This is a genomic window from Arthrobacter sp. B10-11 (genome assembly GCF_033142195.1).
Lineage (GTDB): Bacteria > Actinomycetota > Actinomycetes > Actinomycetales > Micrococcaceae > Arthrobacter > Arthrobacter oryzae_C.
Genome location: NZ_JAWMTH010000001.1, coordinates 341,500 through 361,109, shown reverse-complemented (window position 1 = coordinate 361,109; position 19,610 = coordinate 341,500). Strand labels below are relative to the sequence as shown.

Sequence of the window (19,610 nt, the reverse complement as noted above, 5' to 3'; positions counted from 1 at the left end):
ACTGCAGAGAGGAAACGCGTTGATCGCGCTTGCGCTCCCGGCCCAAGATTCAGGAGAGTTCAACCCTCCTGGAATTGAAGAAATGCACCTGCCGGCAATCCTGCCGTGGGGTGCGGCAGACGGATTCTCCAAGCAGATGCTGCTGGTAATCCTGTCGGTCGTCATTATCGCTACATTCTTTCTGCTAGCTGCGCGGAAGCAGCAGCTTGTTCCCGGCAAACTGCAGTTTGCAGGTGAAGCCGCTTACGGCTTCGTCCGCAACAGCATCGCCAAGGACATCATTGGCGGCAAGGACTTCATCAAGTACGTCCCGCTGTTGTTCAGCCTCTTCTTCTTCATCCTGGTGAACAACATCTACGGCGCCATCCCGCTCATCCAGCTTCCGAGCTTCTCGCACGTCGGCGGCGCCTATGTGCTCGCAGCCATTGTCTACCTGACCTGGATCGGCATCGGCGTCAAGAAGAACGGCCTCAAGTACTTCAAGCTGGCCACCGTTCCCTCGGGCGTGCCGGTCTACATCCTTCCGATCGTTATTCCGATCGAGATCATCTCCAACTTCCTGGTCCGCCCGGTCACACACAGCCTCCGTCTGTTCGCCACCATGCTGGCCGGACACCTGATCGTGATGATTGCCGGATCCGGCATCGAGTACCTGGTCATGCAGGAGAACATCCTCCTCAAGGGCACCTCTGTACTGGTGCTCGTCGGCGCCATCGCCATGTACATGCTGGAAGCGCTGATCATGGCGCTGCAGGCTTACGTTTTCACGCTGCTGACTGCCATCTACATTGAAGGCGCACTGCACGCGGACAGCCACTAGGCACCCACAAACTTCCCCTTCGCGGGGATGAAGCAACCCAAACAACCTGCCACACGGGTGGCATCTTGAAAGGAAGAAAAATGGAAGGCTCCATCAACGGCTCCCTCAACCTCATCGGCTACGGCCTCTCCGCTATCGGCGGTGGTATCGGTGTGGGTCTCGTGTTCGCGGCTTACATCAATGGTGTGGCACGTCAGCCGGAAGCCCAGCGCGTCCTGCAGCCGATCGCATTCCTCGGCCTTGCGCTGACTGAAGCACTCGCCATCCTCGGCCTGGTCTTCGCTTTCGTTCTCTCCTAAGCGTTAGAACTTAGCGAACATCCAGAAACCGAGTAGATAAGGACGGGTGAAACATGAATCAGACGATCATCTCAGCCGCCACCGAAGGCACTAATCCGCTCGTTCCCAATCCCTGGGAAATGGGCGTAGTCCTGGCCGGCTTTGCTGTCCTCTTTTACATCGTGGTCAAGTTCGTTGTCCCGATGTTCGAGAAGACGTTCGCAGAGCGTGCCGAGGCTATTGAAGGTGGCATCGCCAAGGCTGAAAAGGCCCAGGCAGAGGCTTCTGCTGCACTCGAAGAGTACAAGCAGCAGCTCACCGACGCCCGTGCAGAAGCCAACCGCATCCGCGAGGAAGCCCGTGCCGAAGGCGCCCAGATCCTGGCGGACCTGAAGGAAAAGGCAGCTGCAGAGTCTGCCCGCATCACCGCACACGCGCACGCCCAGATCGAATCCGAGCGCCAGGCGGCCGTTGTGTCGCTTCGCTCCGAGGTCGGCACGCTGGCAACCACGCTGGCAAGCCGCATCGTTGGCGAGTCACTCAGCGACGATGCACGTGCAGCCCGCGTGGTTGACCGTTTCCTGGCAGATCTGGAGAACCAGAACGCAGGTGTAGCTAAGTAATGGCAGGTGTATCGAGCGAATCGCTGACCGCGGCGCTGGTGGCATTGGAAGCCAAGCTTCCCTTCGCTTCGCTGCAGTTGGCAAAGGAACTCTTCGGAATCCTGGAAACGGTGGACAGCTCGGCTGGCTTGCGCCGTGCCCTGACTGACCCGTCCCGCAGCGGTGACGAAAAGTCGGCACTGGTCAAGCAGCTCTTCGGTGGAAAAGTCTCCACTGATGCTGCGGACATCGCGAGCGGACTGGCCGGTTCACGCTGGGCGTCAGCTCGGGATATCGGCGATGCACTCGAGACTCTTGCCGCTTCGGTGGTAATTGCCGTTGCTGAGAACAAGTCGGCCGTCTCTGCCTCAGGAATCACCGGACTGGAAACGCTGGAGAACGATCTGTTCGCCTTCAACCATGCCGTTGGTTCCAGCCACGAGGTACAGCGTGCTCTGTCCGAGCCGCAGGCGAACCCGGCTGCCAAGATTGCCCTCGCCGAAAAGCTCGTTCCCCATGCAAGCGAGGAAGCGAAAGTCCTCATCGGACAGGCAGTTTCGCAGCCCCGTGGCCTCAAGGCGACCAACCTTGTGCGTCGTTTCGCAGAACTTGCAGCCAAGCGCCAGCAGCGCTGGATCGCAACGGTCAGCGTCACCCGTCCGCTGACGGAGACACAGACCAGCCGACTGCAGGCAGGGCTGAACGCCCTGTACGGGCGCGAGCTCAAGATCAACATGAACGTTGACCCGGCACTGATCGGTGGCATCCGGATCCAGGTTGGTGATGAAGTGCTTGACGCTTCTGTACTGAACCGCCTGGGCCAGCTCCAGCGTCAGCTTGCCGGCTAACCGGACAAGCACAACTTAACTGATAGAAACCCCGGTCATCGTGACAACGATGATCACGAAAACAGGAGAGCAGGGACTGCAGATGGCCGAATTGACCATCAACGCCGACGACGTCCGTATTGCGTTGAACGAGTTCGCGGCGTCCTACGAACCCGGAAACGCAGAGCGCGTAGAGGTCGGCCGTGTGACCACCGCAGGTGACGGCATCGCCCGTGTTGAGGGCCTTCCCTCGGTCATGGCGAACGAGTTGCTTCGTTTCGAAGACGGCACGCTGGGCCTGGCCCAGAACCTTGACGTCCGCGAAATCGGTGTCATTATCCTCGGTGACTTCACCGGGATCGAAGAAGGCCAGGAAGTCCACCGCACGGGACAGGTTCTGTCCGTGCCGGTTGGCGATGCCTTCCTCGGCCGCGTGGTTGACCCGCTGGGCCAGCCGATCGACGACCTCGGCGAAATCAAGGCTGAAACCACCCGTGCCCTGGAACTCCAGGCGCCCGGCGTGACCCAGCGCAAGTCGGTTCACGAGCCGATGCAGACCGGTCTGAAGGCTATCGACGCCATGATCCCGATCGGCCGCGGCCAGCGTCAGCTGATCATCGGCGACCGCCAGACCGGCAAGTCGGCAATTGCCATCGACACCATCATCAACCAGAAGGCCAACTGGGCTTCCGGGGACGTCACCAAGCAGGTGCGCTGCATCTACGTGGCCATCGGCCAGAAGGCGTCCACCATCGCGGCTGTCCGCCAGACCCTCGAGGACAACGGCGCACTGGAATACACCACCATCGTGGCTTCCCCCGCGTCCGACCCCGCAGGCTTCAAGTACCTGGCCCCCTACGCCGGTTCGGCTATCGGCCAGCACTGGATGTACGGCGGCAAGCACGTCCTCATTGTGTTTGATGACCTGTCCAAGCAGGCTGAGGCCTACCGTGCAGTGTCGCTGCTGCTCCGCCGCCCGCCGGGACGCGAAGCCTACCCGGGCGACGTCTTCTACTTGCACTCCCGCCTCCTGGAGCGTTGTGCCAAGCTCTCCGACGAGCTGGGCGCAGGCTCGATGACCGGTCTGCCGCTCATCGAGACCAAGGCAAACGACGTCTCCGCATACATCCCGACCAACGTGATCTCCATCACCGATGGCCAGATCTTCCTGCAGTCGGACCTCTTCAACGCCAACCAGCGTCCCGCCGTCGACGTGGGCGTCTCCGTTTCCCGCGTGGGTGGCGCAGCGCAGGTCAAGTCCATGAAGAAGGTCTCCGGTACCTTGAAGCTGGAACTGGCCCAGTACCGCGACATGCAGGCCTTCGCAATGTTCGCGTCGGATCTCGACGCCGCATCGCGCCAGCAGCTGACCCGTGGTGCACGCCTGATGGAACTGCTCAAGCAGGGCCAGTACTCGCCGTTCCCGGTCGAGAACCAGGTCGTCTCCATCTGGGCCGGTACCAACGGCTACCTGGACGACGTTCCGGTTGAGGACATCAACCGCTTCGAGACCGAGTTCCTGGAGCACCTGAAGCACAAGTCCTCCATCCTGACGACGCTGGCTCAGACCAACGTCATGGACGATGACACCGCAGAAGCACTGAAGACCTCGATCGTGGCCTTCAAGAAGGGCTTCTTCGGCGAGGGCGACAACCTCCTGGTTGGTGCGGGGCACGAGGAATACGCCCCCATCGACGAGGCGCAGGTCGACCAGGAAAAAATCGTCAAGCAGAAGCGCTAGTTTCGCTGGCAGGGACTGCCGGGACCCATACGGGTTCCGGCAGTCCCGGCCACCGGGATCTTAGGAAAGGATAAGTATGGGAGCCCAGATTCGGGTCTACCGCCAGAAGATCAGCTCGACGACGTCGATGCGCAAGATCTTCAAGGCGATGGAACTGATCGCTACCTCGCGCATCGGCAAGGCCCGCGCACGCGTAGCGGCTTCACTGCCTTACGCAAACGCGATCACGCGTGCCGTTTCTGCTGTCGCAAGCCAGAGTGAAATCGACCACCCGCTGGTCACCGAGCCCGAGCAGATCCGCCGTGCCGCCGTCCTGGTCATCACCTCGGACCGTGGCCTCGCAGGTTCCTACTCGGCAAGTGTGCTCAAGCAGGCGGAAGGCCTCACCGAGCTGCTCCGTGAGGAAGGCAAGGAAGTCAAGACGTACGTTGTCGGCCGCAAGGCCCAGGCGTACTTCGACTTCCGCAACCGTCCCTACACACGGGTATGGACCGGCAACACGGATTCACCGGAGTTTGCGACTGCGCAGGAAATCGGCGCAGCGCTGCTGGAAGATTTCGCCACTGCGTACGAAGAGGATGGCGTGGACGAAATCCACGTCGTCTACACCCGCTTCAAGTCCATGGTGACGCAGGAACCGACGGTCATCCGCCTGCTTCCCCTCGAGGTTGTCGAAGAGCAGGCCGCGTCCGAGTCGGACCTCCTGCCGCTCTACGAATTCGAGCCGGAAACGGAGCAGGTTCTCGACGCTCTGCTGCCGCGCTACATCGAATCACGTATCTTCGCCGCGATGTTGCAGGCAGCAGCTTCCGAGCTCGCGGCCCGCCAGCGGGCGATGAAGTCTGCCGGCGACAACGCCACGGACCTCATCAAGAAGTACACGCGTCTGCGCAACACTGCCCGCCAGGCTGAAATTACGCAGGAGCTTTCCGAAATCGTGGCCGGTGCCGACGCCTTGAACGCGTCCTAGCCACCACGGTTACGGATCCAGCTGTACCTGCACCAAAAGATAAACTTAACCCCCACGCCATCTACTGAGTGAAGTGAGAGAGATGACTGCCACCGCTACCGAACACGTAGCCGCAACGTCCGGTGCTACCGGCCGTATTGCACGTGTTATTGGCCCGGTTGTCGACGTCGAATTCCCGGCTGACGCAATCCCCTCGATTTACAACGCACTCACCACGGAGATTACTCTCAACGGTGAGACCAAGACCATCACGTTCGAGGTAGCCCTGCACCTGGGCGACAACCTCATCCGCGCCATCTCCCTGCAGGCCACCGACGGACTCGTCCGCGGTACCAGCGTCGTGGACACCGGCTCGCCCATCACCGTACCCGTCGGCGACGGCGTCAAGGGCCACATCTTCAACGTCCTCGGCAAGCCGCTTGACGTTGACGAGTCCGAGATCCAGGCTTCGGACCACTGGGCCATCCACCGCAAGGCCCCGGCCTTCGCGACCCTCGAAGGCTCCACCGAGATGCTGGAAACCGGCATCAAGGTGATCGACCTCCTCACCCCGTACATCAAGGGTGGAAAGATCGGCCTGTTCGGCGGCGCCGGTGTGGGCAAGACCGTGCTGATCCAGGAAATGATCACCCGTGTTGCCCGCAACTTCGGCGGCACCTCGGTGTTCGCCGGCGTTGGCGAGCGTACCCGTGAAGGTAACGACCTCTGGGTTGAAATGGAAGAGGCAGGCGTCCTCAAGGACACCGCCCTTGTCTTCGGCCAGATGGATGAGCCGCCGGGAACGCGTCTGCGCGTGGCACTCTCCGCACTGACCATGGCGGAGTACTTCCGCGATGTGCAGAACCAGGACGTGCTGCTCTTCATCGACAACATCTTCCGCTTCACGCAGGCAGGTTCCGAGGTTTCCACCCTTCTCGGCCGCATGCCGTCCGCCGTGGGTTACCAGCCGAACCTGGCTGACGAGATGGGTCTCCTCCAGGAGCGCATCACGTCCACCAAGGGACACTCGATCACCTCGATGCAGGCCATCTACGTTCCCGCAGATGACTACACCGACCCGGCACCGGCCACCACCTTCGCCCACCTCGACGCGACCACGGAACTTTCCCGTGAAATCGCTTCGCGTGGCCTGTACCCGGCTGTGGATCCGCTGACGTCGACTTCCCGAATCCTGGACCCCCAGTACATCGGCAAGGACCACTACAACACGGCTGTCCGTGTGAAGCAGATCCTGCAGAAGAACAAGGAACTCCAGGACATCATCGCCATCCTCGGCGTTGACGAACTGTCTGAAGAGGACAAGATCGTCGTGTCGCGTGCACGCCGCATCCAGCAGTTCCTCTCCCAGAACACCTACACCGCCAAGCAGTTCACCGGCGTCGAAGGCTCCACCGTTTCCATCAAGGACACGGTTGAAGGCTTCACCGCCATCTGCGACGGCGAGCTTGACCACGTGGCAGAGCAGGCGTTCTTCAACGTCGGCGGCCTGGATGACGTTGAGCGCCAGTGGGCCAAGATCCAGGAACAGACCAAGTAATATGGCTGAGCTTGAGGTTGAGATTGTCGCAGCGGATCACTTCGTGTGGTCCGGAGCGGCCAAGATGGTCAAGGCCCGCACCAGCGATGGTGAAATCGGAATCCTGCCCGGCCACTCGCCCCTGCTGGCGATTCTGGCCGAAGGTGAGTTGGCCATTGAGCCGGTTTCCGGTGAGCGCATTGCTGTAGTTGTCGACGGCGGATTCTTCTCCGTCGACAACAACAGGGTGGTCATTGTTGCTGACAACGCCCAAATGGGTGAAGCGGCTACCGCGGGGATCCGCTAGCACTACCTTGATGAACGATCCCGGTTTTCCGTTCATCGCATTGGCAACTGTCTTTGCGTTGCTGATTTTTGCACTGTGCCTGTCCGGGGTACGCCGCTTTAACCTGCGGCGTGCCCTGGGCACAGTGGACGCCTCCATTTGCACGGCCGGAAAAGGCTGGCAGATGGGGGTTTGTCGTTATCAGGACAACGACCTTGAGTGGTTCAAGCTGCTCTCGCTCAGTGTCCGCCCCAAATACACGTTCCGGCGCAGTTCGCTGGAGCTGGTGGGGCGCCGCCAGCCCACCGAAGCGGAACTCGTGAAAGTGCAGCCTGACTCCGTCATTGTGGAACTTCACTACGAGGGCCAGGAAGTCCTGCTCGCCATGAAGTTCGATGCCTACACCGGACTGTCGTCGTGGCTGGAAGCCGGGCCGGTCATCGGTGTCGGCACCTGGCGCTAACGCCGGTGGACTTCCTCGCTGATGTCCATCTCACGGATGGACCCGTGCTGTGGTTTGCCTGGGCCGCCGGTGCTGTTGGCTTCGGCTGGCTGCTGTGGGCCCGCGGACGCCGCTGGCTCGTGACTGCTGCCGGGGCACTGCTGCTCGCCGCAGGCGTTGTGGCCGCTGTGCACTGGCTGCTGATATACGCCTTTTCCGCCCTGCCCGAGAGTCTCCCGCGCGAAGTGCTTGCGTGGTTTGTGGCAGTGGTCTTCGCTCTCTTCCTGTATCTGCTGCGGCTGTGGAAACTCCGGCAGCCTTCTTCTCCGGCTGGTACTTCGCCGGCGGGTACTCCTCCTGCTGGCTCTCGTCCGGCGGGACGGTCCGCGTGGCGGGGGAGGACCGCCGCAACGGCTGCGATGCTGGGAGTCTTCCTGCTCGCCGCAGTCCAGATCAACGCCTACTTCGGCCTCAACCATACGGTCAGCGACGTCATGGGCACGGCCGTGGCCCGGATCCAACCCCTCGAAGCCGGACTGCAGCGCCAGCCTGCAGCCGGCGCCCCCGCCGCCCTCACCTCCTGGCGCGCGCCGGAGGGGTTGCCCCCGGCCGGTGTACTGAGGAAGGCGGTCATCCCGGGCACCGCCTCGGGTTTCAGCAGCCGTGATGCGTATATCTACCTGCCTCCCGCCTACCAGGCCACACCCCGCCCCGCGCTGCCGGTCCTTGTCCTCTTTTCCGGTCAGCCGGGCAGTCCCTCTGACTGGCTCACCGGGGGTGCCCTGCGCAGCCGGATGGACCGTTTCGCCCAGGACCACGACGGCGTCGCTCCGGTTGTCGTGGTGGTGGATCCGAACGGCACGGCGTCCGCCAATACGCTCTGCATGGACAGCCGCCTTGCCAAGGCCGATACATTCCTTGCCGTGGATGTGCCGCGTTGGATCGAGCAGACACTTGACGTTGACCCGGACCACCGGCAATGGGCAGCGGGGGGATTCTCCTTCGGGGCCACCTGCGCCCTGCAGATGGGTACCCGCCATCCTGACGTCTACACGTCGGTCCTGGCCTTCTCGAGCGAGCGGGAGCCGGCGCTGGCAAAGGAACGGCAGAAGACGATTGACGCAGCGTTCGGCGGCGACGTGGAAGCTTTTGACCGACAGACCCCTTTGGCCATCATGCGGGATACGCGGTTCGAGGGGCACTCCGTATACTTCGGTGCCGGTTCGAGGGACCCGGAGTTCCTCGCCTACATGGACGAACTGTCCGCCGCGGCGCGCCAGGCAGGCTTTTCCGTGCAGGCGCAGCCGGTAGCCAACACCGGACACTCCTGGGAGGCCGCTTCCCGGGGCCTCCCCGCAGCGCTGGACTTTGTGGCCGAGCGTTGGGGAATACAGCCGTGACCAACCAGCGGGAGGCCCTCCGCGACATAGGCAGGGACGCGTCCGGGGCCGACGGCAGCGTCACCTGGGCTGACGTGATGGTGCGGGCCCTGCGCCGCCTGCGGGAACATTTCACGGCGGTGCCGTTTACCCTCGTTGTCCTTGGCCTGTTCCTTGGCACGGGCGCGGCCACCAACAGTTTCCTGTCCGGGCCGCCGGAAGCCCTCCTGGACGTCGCATCAGTACATGTGGCCGCGCTGAAGGACGGGCGCTGGTGGTCCATGTTCACATCGCTCTTCTTCGCCACGAATCCCGCTGCGTACCTCACCGCCGCCCTCATGATCCTGCTGTTGCTGGGACTTGCCGAGCGCAGGCTGGGCACGCTGCGGACGGCTGCGTTCTTCTTCGGCGGCCAGTTCGCGGCCGTCTCGCTGTTCCTGCTGTTCACCCAGCTCGCCCGTTACGCCGGGGACGGCTGGATGGGCCTGATGGTGGACGCCGGGCTTATCGGGCCGTATGCCGCCGTCCTGGCCGCCGTGCTGGGGGCAAGCGGACTCGTGCCCGCCCTGTGGCAGCGGCGCCTTCGCACGGGAATCATGTCGGCGTCGCTGCTCCTCGTCCTGTACGTGGGACATCCGGAGACGGTGGTCGGGTTCCTGGGCGCCGTGGCCGGGCTTGCCGCCGGGTGGTGGATCCAGAGCGACCACGGGACCCTCCACCGGCACCGCTCCACCGGTCGCGAGACGAGGAACCTCCTGGCCCTGATCGTGGGGATCTTCGCTGTCGGGCCCATCCTGACGGCCGCTGTCCGGAGCCCCACGGGTCCGCTGGCGCTGCTGCGGGACGTGGTGCTGAACCCGCTGCCAACCCTCAGCCAGCTGGAGCAGAACTGCGGCGGCACCGTTGACGTGAACTGCCTGGAACTCGGACGTTCGGGATTCGCCGGTCCGCTGGGCCTTGCCCAGGCTGTGGTGCCCGTGCTCCTCCTGCTGATCTGCGCCGACGGGCTGAGGCGCGGACGCCGGCTTGCCTGGCGGATCACCATCGGAGTCCAGCTGGCAGTCACGGCGCTGTCAGCCGTCTACCTCACGCTGTTTGCCCGGATTCCGCACTATCCGCCGCGGCCCCACACCGCTGTTATGGGTTCGGGATTTGTCCACGTGCTCCCGCTTGTGGCAGTTCCCCTGCTGCTCGTCGTCCTGCTGTGGATCAACCGGCGGCAGTTCCGCGTGGAGGCACCGGCAGGAGCGCGGCGCACCCTGACCCGGGTCCTTGCCGGAACCTGGGCTGCACTTGCCGGGACCTACACCATTGCCTGGCTGGGGGCGGGCGGAATGGAGCGCGACGGCGGGCTGTCCGGGCTCGTGTCCGAACTGGCCCGCCAATACCTCCCGGTGCCCATCCCCAGCCTGTATTCCCGGGTCTTCAGGGACCGGCAAACGCTGGAGTCGTTCCTGTTCGCCTACTCCGGGATCCTCTTCTGGGCCGTCGCCCTGGCGGGTGTGTGGGTGGTGCTGCTGGGGCATCACCACGGTGCCGGCGCAGGCGCCGAGGCGAGGGACGTGGCCCGACGGCTGGTGCGCCGGGGCGGAGATTCGCTGTCCTGGATGACGCTGTGGGAACCGAACAAGTACTGGTTCACTCCTGCCGCAGACGCCGGTATTGCCTACCAGCAGCATGGCAGCGTGGCCCTGACACTGGGCGGCCCGTTCGGTGACCCCGCACTGCGGGAGGAAGCCGCCAGCGGATTCATCCGGTACTGCGCTGAGCACGCGCTGGTGCCCTGCTTCTATTCCTGCACCGACGGGCTGTGGCCTTTGCTCCGCACCCGCGGCTTCAGCAGGGTAGCCGTGGCCCAGGAGACCCGACTGGCCATCAGGGAGCTCGAATTCAAAGGCAAGGAATGGCAGAACGTCCGCACCGCTTTGAACCGCGCGCGCAAGACCGGGGTCGAAGCCCTCTGGGGACGGTACAGCGGGTTCCCGGCGGCGTTGCGTGCCCAGCTCCTTGAGGTCTCCGAGGAATGGGCAGCGCAGAAAAGCGTTCCGGAAATGGGTTTTACACTCGGCGGCATGGATGAACTGATGGACGACGACGTACTGTGCTGCGTCGCGGTAGACGCCGATGGCCTGGCGCACGGCGTCACCAGCTGGCTGCCCGTCTTTGAGGAAGGCCGCGTAGTCAGTTGGACCCTTGATTTCATGCGACGGCGTGACGACGGATTCCCCGGGGTCATGGAGTTCCTGATCGCATCAGCCGTGCTGGAGTTGAGAAATTCGGTGGAAGTCATTTCGCTGTCTGGTTCGCCGTTGGCTAAAGAGCCCGCAGAAGCGGCCACGTCCGACGCGCCGGGGGAGCAGGGGACAGGTCAGGAGCCTGAGACCCTCACGGCGATCCTTGATGTGGTGGGGCGGGCACTGGAGCCGGTATACGGGTTCCAGTCCCTGGCCACTTTCAAATCACGGTTCAAACCTGATTACCGCACGCTGTACCTCTATTACCAGGACCCCCTGCAACTGCCTGCCATAGGCCGGGCCCTGAGCCGTGCCTACCTTCCCGGACTTTCCGTCCGCCAGAGCGCCCGGCTGCTCAGGACCCTGGTCCGCTAATTACGTAACGCGGGCGGTGCATTATCTGCACGTTGTTTTCAGTTTCCTAAAACATTTATGACAGGGAACAATGCGTTGGCGCGTGAATGGATATCACGCAAAAAAATGATCCCCGGCACGAATGCCGAGGATCATTGATTCGCAGGATGCCGCCCGTGGGCGGCGCGCCGACGAGGGACTAGACCAGAGTTACACCGGTGGCCTGGGGGCCCTTGGCGCCCTGGCCGATCTCGAACTGAACGCGCTGGTTCTCGTCGAGGGTCTTGAACCCACCGGTCTGGATCTCCGAGTAGTGAACGAAGACATCACCGTCGGAGTCATCCGGGGTAATGAAGCCGAAGCCCTTTTCAGCGTTGAACCACTTGACGGTTCCCTGTGCCATGTATATCTCCTCATTGTGGAACTTGCTTAAGTCCGGCACACTTCGTGCCGCACTTGGTCACTCCGCGAGAAGAATCCTGGCTTGCCGCCCGGTGGAACCGGACACTAGCTGACGAAGCTTCGCGCTCGCAACATGTCTTGCGAGCATGAAAAACACCTACACAAAGACTTAGATAAGAATTTCATGTGGGTTCCGTCTGGTCAACGGGTAAAAGGGGGAATTCGATAAATTTTGCGTAAAGCCCATGTGAACCGCTTCGTTATGACATCAGCCCGGCAAATGCCCGGCGGCCCATTAGAAGAGGCGCGACTCGCTGTCGTCAACGCCGCGCATGGCGTCGTAGTCCAGGGTGACGCAGTCGATGCCCCGGTCGTTGGCCAGGACCTTTGCCTGCGGCTTGATCTGCTGGGCGGCGAAGATGCCGCGGACCGGCGCCAGCAGCGGGTCCCGGTTCAGCAGTTCCAGATATCGGGTCAGCTGTTCGACGCCGTCAATATCACCGCGTCGTTTGAGCTCGATGGCGACCGTGGCACCGTCCGCATCCCTGGCCAGGATGTCCACCGGGCCGATGGCGGTGAAGTACTCGCGCCGGATCAGTGAAAATCCCGTGCCGAGCCGTTCGATCTGATCGGCCAGCAGCCGCTGCAGGTCAGCTTCCACCCCGTCCTTGATGAGTCCGGGGTCCTGGCCGAGTTCATGGGACGTATCATGCAGCTGCTCGTGGATATTGATGATGAGCCGGTCGTCGGTCTTGGCGGACTGGACAGTCCACTGCTCGGTGACGCCGAGCTCCAGGTCCACTTCGTCGGGGGTGGAGACCCTCAGGCTCGCCGGGGGACTCATCCAGTTCAGCGGCTTGTACGAGCCGCCGTCGGAGTGCACCAGGACGGACCCGTCCGCCTTCACCAGCAGGAGCCGGGTGGCAAGGGGGAGATGGGCCTTGAGCCGGCCAACATAATCAACAGAACAACGGGCTATCACTAAACGCACCCGGTAAACACTACCGCCTGGGCCGTCGGCAGGAACAGCGCGGGGCCCCGGGCTGGGGCAGAATGGAGGCATGCCCCGTTCCAACCGCCCCCGCCGTGCCGCCTCCGGAAAACTGGGACAGGCCAGCCGCAAGCACGCCGCCGGCCCCGTGCCGGAACTGGACCTGGAGCGGGCGAGGTCGGGGATCTCACGGCGGGAGAGCGCCCCCGACGGCGAGTGGATGGTGCGCACCATGACGGCCAAGCGGGCCGAAAAGTCCTACATCTGCCCGGGCTGTTCGACGGCGGTCCTGCCCGGCGTCGAACACCTGGTGGTCTGGTCTGAGGACCACCTGTTCGGTGCGGCCGCGGGACTGTCGGAGCGGCGGCACTGGCACTCCAACTGCTGGACCTCACGCACGTACCGCTATCGCTAAGCTGTTAGTCATGACTTTTGACCCGGCGTCGTTCGTATTCAGCCAGCCTTCCGAAACAACTGCCATCCGGGCGTCGACAGTCCTTCCGGCGCGCCGGGAGAATGTGGAGTTGCAGACGGAGGACGGCCACGTCCTCGTCGGCGAGCTCGCCCTGCCGGAATCGGGCGACGTTGTTGCCACGCTAATTACGCTTCATCCGCTGCCCACGCACGGCGGCTTCATGGACTCGCACGTGTACCGCAAGGCCTCGTACCGGTTGCCCGCCCTGGCCGGCGTGGCCGTCCTCAGGTTCAACACCAGGGGGACCAGTTCCCCCCGCGGCACGAGCGGAGGCCGCTTCGAAGAGGGCGTCGGCGAACGGCTCGACGTTGAAGCTGCCGTCCGATTTGCGTCGTCCCGGAACCTGCCCAACCGCTGGCTGGTGGGCTGGTCGTTTGGCACGGAACTGGCACTGATGTACGGGGCGGCGGAGCCGGTGGCCTCACAGGTGGAAGGCGCCGTCCTGCTGTCGCCGCCGCTGCACCGTGCAACGGATGAACACCTCAAGGCGTGGGCAGCCGCGGGCAAGCCCCTGAAAGTACTGGTTCCCGAACACGATGACTACCTCCAGCCGGCGGCCGCCGCGGAGCGCTTCAGCCTGGTGCCGCAGGCTGAGGTTGTGGGGGTCGACGGCGCCAAGCACCTTTGGGTGGGCGAGAAATATGCCGCCCGCGTACTGAACGAAATCGTTGACGAAGTCACGGAACGTGGCGCGGGCCCCGGGGGCCTGCCGCAGGAATGGAACGGGCCGGTAGCGTCGGCCGCCCCTTAGGCGCACCGGCCCGGCGGGTGTTGTGCCGGAGACCGCGGCGGTTGCCAGCTAGTGCTTGTCCTGGCGGACGATGAAGATTTCCTTGACCAGCAGCATGACCGCCGCAGCGGTGGGAATCGCGATGAGGGCGCCGAGTACGCCCAGGAGGCTGCCGCCGGCGATCACGGAGATCACCGCCACGGCGCCGGGCACAGCCACCGCCTTCTGCATGATGCGGGGCGAGATGAAATAGGCCTCGAACTGCAGGTAGGCGAAGTAGCAGATGGCGTAGACAACGGCGGTCTGCCAGCCGGCGGTCAGGGAGATCAGCGTCACGAGGACGCCTGCGATCATTCCGCCGACCAGCGGGATGAACGCCAGCAGGGCCACCACGAACGCCAGCAGGACGGCAAAGGGGACGCCGGCGATTGACATCACGATGAACGCGAAGGTCGCATTCAGCAGCGCCACGCAGGCCTGGCCGATGACATAGTTGCCGACGGAGCCGGTGATCTCTTCCGACAGTGCTTCCACCCGCTGCCGCCGGGAGCGCGGAGCCAACCTGTAGCCCCACTTTTTCATGGCGGGAAGGGCCGCAAGGAAGTACAGGCTGAGCACAAGGACAATGAGGGTTCCGAAAAGGCCGTTGGCCACCGTGGAACCGAAGCCGACCACCCCGCCGAAGATGCCGCCCATGGCGTCCGGATCGTTAACGAATTTTTCCAGCTCCTGCGTAATGCGCTCCCGGACGCCGAACTGGTCGTCCACGCTGCGGAAGAACTCCGAGTTGATGAAGTCCGTGATCCACCGGGGCGCCTCCTCAACAATCTGGGTCACCTGCTGGACGATCGTGGGGATCAAGGTGGCAAAGAAGCCGGCGACGGCGGAGACCAGGACTGTCACTGACACCAGGATGCCGATGGGACGCGGCAGTTTGCGTCCCTCCAGCCAGCGCACCACCGGGTCCAGGCCCAGGGCGATGAAGAGCGCAGTCACAATCCAAAGCAGGAGCTGCGTGGTGTTGGACCCGATCCAGTAGACGAGCAAAGCCAGGCCGACGCCCACGGTGCCCATAAAGCCCATATATAGGGGATGCTGGGATGACATGCGGGGGCCGGGATGTCCGAAGCGCGTGCTGGTCTCCGTGACAGGCGTGGTGGAATCCTCGGCGGACTCCGGCGGCATTTCGAAACGGAGCCTGGGCTGCGCGCCGGGAAGGGGTGTCTGCAGCCTGCGCACCACCGCAGCGGCCAGGCCGGGCAGGAACGGTTTGCGCGGGTGCTGCGCACCCGCCGTCGCGCTTTCCCGGGCGCCGGATCCAGGCATTGTTTCCTGTTCCGGGGTGGACGAATCCGTGTGTTCAGTCACTGCGTTTTGGGGCCCTTTACCGTCCGTGGCGCCGCTGCTGCGGGGCCGTGTGATGATCATCGCAAACACTATCAGCAGGCCTGTCAGCGCCCTGTTTTCCCGTGGGCCCCGCCAGTTGCCCTAGGCTGTGAACCAAGCCCCGATCTGACTCATTGGTAACAAAACGGTTACTATTGAAGGTAAACCCCCGCTGATGATAGGTATCCCTTTGCGTTTCAAGACTGCAGTTGCACTAGTGCTGCTCGGCCTCCTGACACTGCTGGCCGGCGTAGGACAGAAGACCATCTGGGCTCCGGCCGAGACCGTAACCGCCTCGGCACCGTCCGACGGCACGGCCGCACCACTGACCGTTATCGACCAGAAATTGCGGACCCTTCACGGGGGTACGGTCAAGATCAACGTCAAGGGCGAAGGCAGCTTCATGCTGGCGGCAGGCCGTCCCGACGACGTGGATGCCTGGGTGGGCAAGACGGGCCACAACACGGTCTCCGGAGTTTCCGAAGACAACAAAGAGCTTCAGCTGACGCATACGGACGGCGAAGCAGCCGCCCCGTCGCCCGCAGGGTCCGATCTGTGGGTCACCACCGAGAACGCCAGCGGTGAACTGAACTACACCTGGAGTGCCCCGGCAGACGGCGAGTGGTCTCTGCTGCTGGCTTCCGACGGAACCAAGCCGGCGCCGTCGTCCATCTCCATGACGTTCCCCAATGACACATCCACTCCGTGGGCCGTGCCGTTGATGGTCCTTGGCGGCCTCCTGGTGCTGGCCGGTCTGGCCCTGCTGGTGTTCAAGCCGAAGGGCGGCAAGCCTGCCGGAGACAGCGGGGACGAATCCGGCGAATCCATGAAGGACAAGCTTGTCCGCCGTGCCCGCGCAGCACGTCCGGCCGACAAGCCGGCACCCGCTGGCCCTGCGCCTGTTGAAAAGCAGCCCGGCACCGCCAATTCAAACGCCGCCTTCGCCCCCGGCCGGGCCGGCGTGGCGATGGTTGCGCTTGCCGCCACCATCGTGGCAGGAACCGGCGTGGCAGCCCAGGCAACCACGACGCCGGCCCCGTCTCCGTCCACCAGCGAAACTGCCGCGGCAGACACCGCCGCGGATTCGCCGGTGCTCCTCGATGCCCAGTTCCGCCGCATCCTGGAACAGGTCTCGAGCACGGTGGACGCGGGCGACGCCGCCAAGGACGCTGCGAAGCTCAAGTCACGCGTGGACCGCACCGAGCTCGAGGTCCGCACACAGAACTACAAGATCCGCTCTCAGGTGGGCGCCTACGAGGCGCGCATGCCTGTCCGCGCCACCAAGCTGCTGACCACGGTCGTGACCAGCAAGCGCGCGTGGCCCCGCTCGGTGCTGGCCGTCACCCAGGGTGAAGGCAATGTTGTGCCCCAGCTCCTGACCCTCGTACAGAAGTCCCCGCGCGAGAACTACAAGCTCGTTGAAACCACCCCGCTGCAGCCGGGCACCACGTTCCCGGCCATCGGACGCACCGGCACGGAGACCCTGGCCGCCGACGACAAGTCGGGCCTGCTCTACAGCGGTGCCGAAGCCCTTGCCGGGCTGGGGGACCGCCTGACCAAGTCTGACTCGACGTTCAAGGACAAGCTGGTGGAGGGCCAGTCCTCGCCGTACATCGCGGACACCCTGGCGTACCAGGCGGACGTGGCCAAGACCGGCGTCAACGGTAACTTCAGCTTCACGCATAAAGTTGTTCCCGAAGAGACCGTGGTGTTCCGCACCGCCGACGGCGGCGCCCTGGTCCTCGGCCGCCTGAACTTCGCCTTCGACGGAACGCCCAAGGCCGAAGGCGACAAGCTGGCCATCGGAGACGACGCTGCGGTGCTGGCCGGCGGCAAGGAAACGAGCTCCGGCATGGTGCTCAACTTCGCCGAGTCCATGGCGGTGTACATTCCGCCGACCGGATCCAAGGACCCGATGAAGCTCGTGGCCGCCACCCGCGGGCTGGTCGGAGCCAGCTTCAAGTAGCCCGCACCGGGTATGACCGGCAGCGGCCGGAGTGGCTAAAGTGGAGGCTATGAGTTCGCCAGCCTCCCGACCAGTCCCTCCAGCCGCTGCCAGCCAGCTCAACCTGCGCGGCGCCGTCGACCTTTCCAGCCTCAAGCAGCGCCCCGCGCCGCCCGCCGGCCAGTCACCCGCCGCGGGTCCCGGACAGCCTGCTCCGGGCCAGCCCGGCGCCGCTGCGGCGGCAGGGCACGCCCAGGGAGCGTCGCCGGATACCGGCGGACAGCCCCTTCGCGTGGACGTTACCGAGGCGAACTTCCAGCAGCTCGTTGAACTGTCCGCACAGGTTCCGGTCGTCTTCGGGCTGTGGGCAAGCTACTCGCCGGCCTCCGGCGAGCTGCTCAACGTCCTTGAAGGCATTATCAACAGCTATGGCGGACGCCTTGTCCTGGGGGCCGCGGACATCGACGCCTTCCCGCAGCTTGCCCAGGCTTTCCAGGTCCAGGCCGTCCCCACCGCAGTAGCAGTGGTGAAGGGACAGCCGGTGCCACTGTTCCAGGGTGGAGCCGACGAACAGCAGGTGCGCAACCTGCTCGATGAACTGCTCAAGGTGGCTGCTGCGAACGGCGTCACCGGCAGCCTGGGCGCCGGCGCAACCGCTGCCGAGCCCGAACCGGCCCCGCTGCCGCCACTGCACCAGGCCGCCTACGACGCCATTGAAGCCGGCGACTTCGCCGCCGCTGCCGCGGCCTACCGTCAGGCCCTGCTGGAAATGCCGGCGGATGCCGAAGCCAAGGCCGGACTCGCCCAGGTGGAGCTGATGGATCGCCTGCAGTCCCTGACCGGTCCGGACGGCGATGCGCTGCGCCAGCTCGCGGCCGAACAGCCGGACAACCTTGACGCCCAGCTGGGCGTGGCGGACCTGGACATCGCGGGCGGCCACATCGAGGACGCCCTGGGCCGGATCGTCAGCTTCATCGGCCGGAACTTCGGCCCGGAGCGCGAGACCGCCCGGGTACGCCTGCTCGAACTCTTCGAAGTCGTGGGCCCGTCCGATGAACGCGTCGCCAAGGCGCGGCAGGGGCTGGCACGGGTGCTGTTTTAATGCACTCGGCGCTCTTTTCGCCGCTGGAGCTGCGCTCCCTCACGCTCCGCCACCGCGGTTGGGTTTCGCCCATGTGCCAGTACAGCTGCGGCCCGGAGACCGGCGAAGGCGTGCCGCACGACTGGCACCTCATGCACCTGGGTTCCTTCGCCGCCGGGGGAGCGGCACTGATCCTCACCGAAGCGGCGGCGGTGAACGCGGCGGGCCGCATCAGCCCGCGCGACGCCGGCCTCTACAACGACCAGCAGGCCGCGGCGTGGGAGCGGATTACGGCGTTCGTGCACCGTTACGGCGCCGCTGACGCCAAGATCGGCACCCAGCTGGCGCACGCCGGCCGGAAGGCCTCGACGTACTGGCCCTTTTCCGGGGAACGCGGCTCGGTCCCGGCGTCCGACGGCGGCTGGCAGACCGTGGGGCCCGGCACCGGGGCGTTTGACGGCTATGCCGCCCCCGCTGCCATGACAGCGGCGGAGATCGACGGCGTCATAGCCGACTTCGCTGCGGCCGCTGTGCGGGCCGTTGACGCGGGGTTCGACACGATTGAGATCCATGGCGCGCACGGCTACCTCCTGCACCAGTTCCAGAGCCCGCTCATCAACGACCGCACCGATGCCTGGGGCGGCGACGAGTCCGGCCGGAACCGGCTGACATTGGCCGTGGTGGACGCCGTGCGGAACGTCATCCCGGATTCGATGCCGCTGCTGCTGCGGATCTCCGCGTCGGACTGGGCCGAAGGCGGGATCGACGCCGCCGCGTCGGTCCGGCTGGCCGGCGCTGCAGCCGAACACGGGGTGGACCTGGTGGACGTGTCCAGCGGCGGGGCCGTCGCACATCAGCAGATCCCGGCCGGTCCCGGCTACCAGACAGGTTTCGCGGCCAGGATCCGGCGCGAGGCAGGAGTCCGGACCGGCACCGTGGGGCTCCTGACCGCTGCCGGGCAGGCAGAACACGCCGTTGCTACCGGCCAGGCTGACGGGGTTTTCATTGCCCGCGCCGCCCTCCGGGACCCGCACTGGTGGCTGCGCGCCGCCTTCGAACTCGGCCACGAGCTTCCGTGGGCCCCGCAATACGAACGGGCCGTTCCCCGCCACTCTTTCTAGGAGTAACCCTTCCGGCAGGAAAGTAACTCT

At 64.5% G+C, this 19,610-nt stretch carries 19 protein-coding genes; 16 read left to right on the top strand and 3 right to left on the bottom strand.

What is annotated here, in order from left to right:
• Positions 1–19 precede the first annotated feature (19 nt).
• The 11 genes from atpB to RW112_RS01705 all read left to right on the top strand — a co-directional run bounded on the left by atpB (position 20) and on the right by RW112_RS01705 (position 11,470).
• Positions 20–820 carry a F0F1 ATP synthase subunit A gene (atpB, locus tag RW112_RS01755; RefSeq protein WP_028270094.1) on the top strand — a complete coding sequence of 267 codons (801 nt, stop codon included), beginning with the start codon at positions 20–22 and terminating at the stop codon, positions 818–820.
• Positions 821–900: 80 nt separating this feature from the next.
• Positions 901–1,119, top strand: a complete 219-nt coding sequence (gene atpE / locus RW112_RS01750; RefSeq protein ID WP_011692451.1) for an ATP synthase F0 subunit C — start codon at positions 901–903, stop codon at positions 1,117–1,119.
• Between the two features lie 53 nt (positions 1,120–1,172).
• Entirely contained in the window at positions 1,173–1,721 is a 549-nt protein-coding gene (locus RW112_RS01745; RefSeq protein WP_305941478.1) for a F0F1 ATP synthase subunit B, read from the top strand.
• Positions 1,721–2,548 (top strand): F0F1 ATP synthase subunit delta, encoded by an 828-nt coding sequence (locus tag RW112_RS01740; RefSeq protein WP_317780144.1) that lies wholly within the window; start codon positions 1,721–1,723, stop codon positions 2,546–2,548. Before RW112_RS01745 ends, RW112_RS01740 begins: the two co-directional genes overlap by 1 nt.
• Before the next feature lie 82 nt (positions 2,549–2,630).
• Entirely contained in the window at positions 2,631–4,268 is a 1,638-nt protein-coding gene (atpA, locus tag RW112_RS01735) for a F0F1 ATP synthase subunit alpha (RefSeq protein ID WP_305943656.1), read from the top strand.
• Between the two features lie 76 nt (positions 4,269–4,344).
• Positions 4,345–5,238, top strand: coding sequence for a F0F1 ATP synthase subunit gamma (locus RW112_RS01730; protein WP_317780143.1), 894 nt, complete (start codon positions 4,345–4,347; stop codon positions 5,236–5,238).
• Between the two features lie 82 nt (positions 5,239–5,320).
• Positions 5,321–6,775 (top strand): F0F1 ATP synthase subunit beta, encoded by a 1,455-nt coding sequence (gene atpD, locus RW112_RS01725; protein WP_305941475.1) that lies wholly within the window; start codon positions 5,321–5,323, stop codon positions 6,773–6,775.
• 1 nt (position 6,776) lies between these two features.
• Entirely contained in the window at positions 6,777–7,061 is a 285-nt protein-coding gene (locus RW112_RS01720; RefSeq protein WP_011692445.1) for a F0F1 ATP synthase subunit epsilon, read from the top strand.
• Positions 7,062–7,071: 10 nt separating this feature from the next.
• Positions 7,072–7,503 carry a DUF2550 domain-containing protein gene (locus RW112_RS01715; RefSeq protein ID WP_305941474.1) on the top strand — a complete coding sequence of 144 codons (432 nt, stop codon included), beginning with the start codon at positions 7,072–7,074 and terminating at the stop codon, positions 7,501–7,503.
• A gap of 5 nt (positions 7,504–7,508) precedes the next feature.
• Positions 7,509–8,882: an alpha/beta hydrolase gene (locus tag RW112_RS01710; protein ID WP_317780141.1), complete on the top strand. Its 1,374-nt coding sequence runs from the start codon at positions 7,509–7,511 to the stop codon at positions 8,880–8,882.
• A gap of 77 nt (positions 8,883–8,959) precedes the next feature.
• Complete coding sequence (locus RW112_RS01705) at positions 8,960–11,470, top strand: DUF2156 domain-containing protein (RefSeq protein ID WP_317780808.1); 2,511 nt, start codon at positions 8,960–8,962, stop codon at positions 11,468–11,470.
• A gap of 178 nt (positions 11,471–11,648) precedes the next feature.
• On the opposite strand, the gene RW112_RS01700 is transcribed toward RW112_RS01705, so the two are convergent.
• Entirely contained in the window at positions 11,649–11,852 is a 204-nt protein-coding gene (locus tag RW112_RS01700; RefSeq protein WP_011692441.1) for a cold-shock protein, read from the bottom strand.
• A gap of 294 nt (positions 11,853–12,146) precedes the next feature.
• Entirely contained in the window at positions 12,147–12,842 is a 696-nt protein-coding gene (nucS, locus tag RW112_RS01695; RefSeq protein WP_011692440.1) for an endonuclease NucS, read from the bottom strand.
• Positions 12,843–12,912: 70 nt separating this feature from the next.
• On the opposite strand from nucS, the gene RW112_RS01690 reads away from it, so the two are divergent.
• Together RW112_RS01690 and RW112_RS01685 are read left to right on the top strand one after the other, a co-directional pair.
• Positions 12,913–13,257: an ATP/GTP-binding protein gene (locus RW112_RS01690; protein WP_317780140.1), complete on the top strand. Its 345-nt coding sequence runs from the start codon at positions 12,913–12,915 to the stop codon at positions 13,255–13,257.
• 10 nt (positions 13,258–13,267) lie between these two features.
• Positions 13,268–14,068, top strand: coding sequence for an alpha/beta hydrolase (locus RW112_RS01685; protein WP_317780139.1), 801 nt, complete (start codon positions 13,268–13,270; stop codon positions 14,066–14,068).
• Between the two features lie 48 nt (positions 14,069–14,116).
• Here RW112_RS01685 and RW112_RS01680 read toward each other — a convergent pair whose 3' ends face one another.
• Positions 14,117–15,373, bottom strand: a complete 1,257-nt coding sequence (locus tag RW112_RS01680; protein WP_411709859.1) for an AI-2E family transporter — start codon at positions 15,371–15,373, stop codon at positions 14,117–14,119.
• A 235-nt stretch (positions 15,374–15,608) separates the two neighbouring features.
• Here RW112_RS01680 and RW112_RS01675 point away from each other — a divergent pair, with 235 nt between their 5' ends.
• From RW112_RS01675 to RW112_RS01665, 3 genes are read left to right on the top strand one after another with little or no spacing between them, the layout of a single operon-like run.
• A complete protein-coding gene (locus tag RW112_RS01675; RefSeq protein WP_317780137.1) occupies positions 15,609–17,399 on the top strand; it encodes a hypothetical protein in 1,791 nt (596 codons plus the stop codon).
• Positions 17,400–17,448: 49 nt separating this feature from the next.
• Positions 17,449–18,480, top strand: coding sequence for a tetratricopeptide repeat protein (locus tag RW112_RS01670; RefSeq protein WP_317780136.1), 1,032 nt, complete (start codon positions 17,449–17,451; stop codon positions 18,478–18,480).
• A complete protein-coding gene (locus RW112_RS01665) occupies positions 18,480–19,580 on the top strand; it encodes an NADH:flavin oxidoreductase/NADH oxidase (protein ID WP_317780135.1) in 1,101 nt (366 codons plus the stop codon). Before RW112_RS01670 ends, RW112_RS01665 begins: the two co-directional genes overlap by 1 nt.
• The last annotated feature ends 30 nt before the right edge of the window (positions 19,581–19,610 follow it).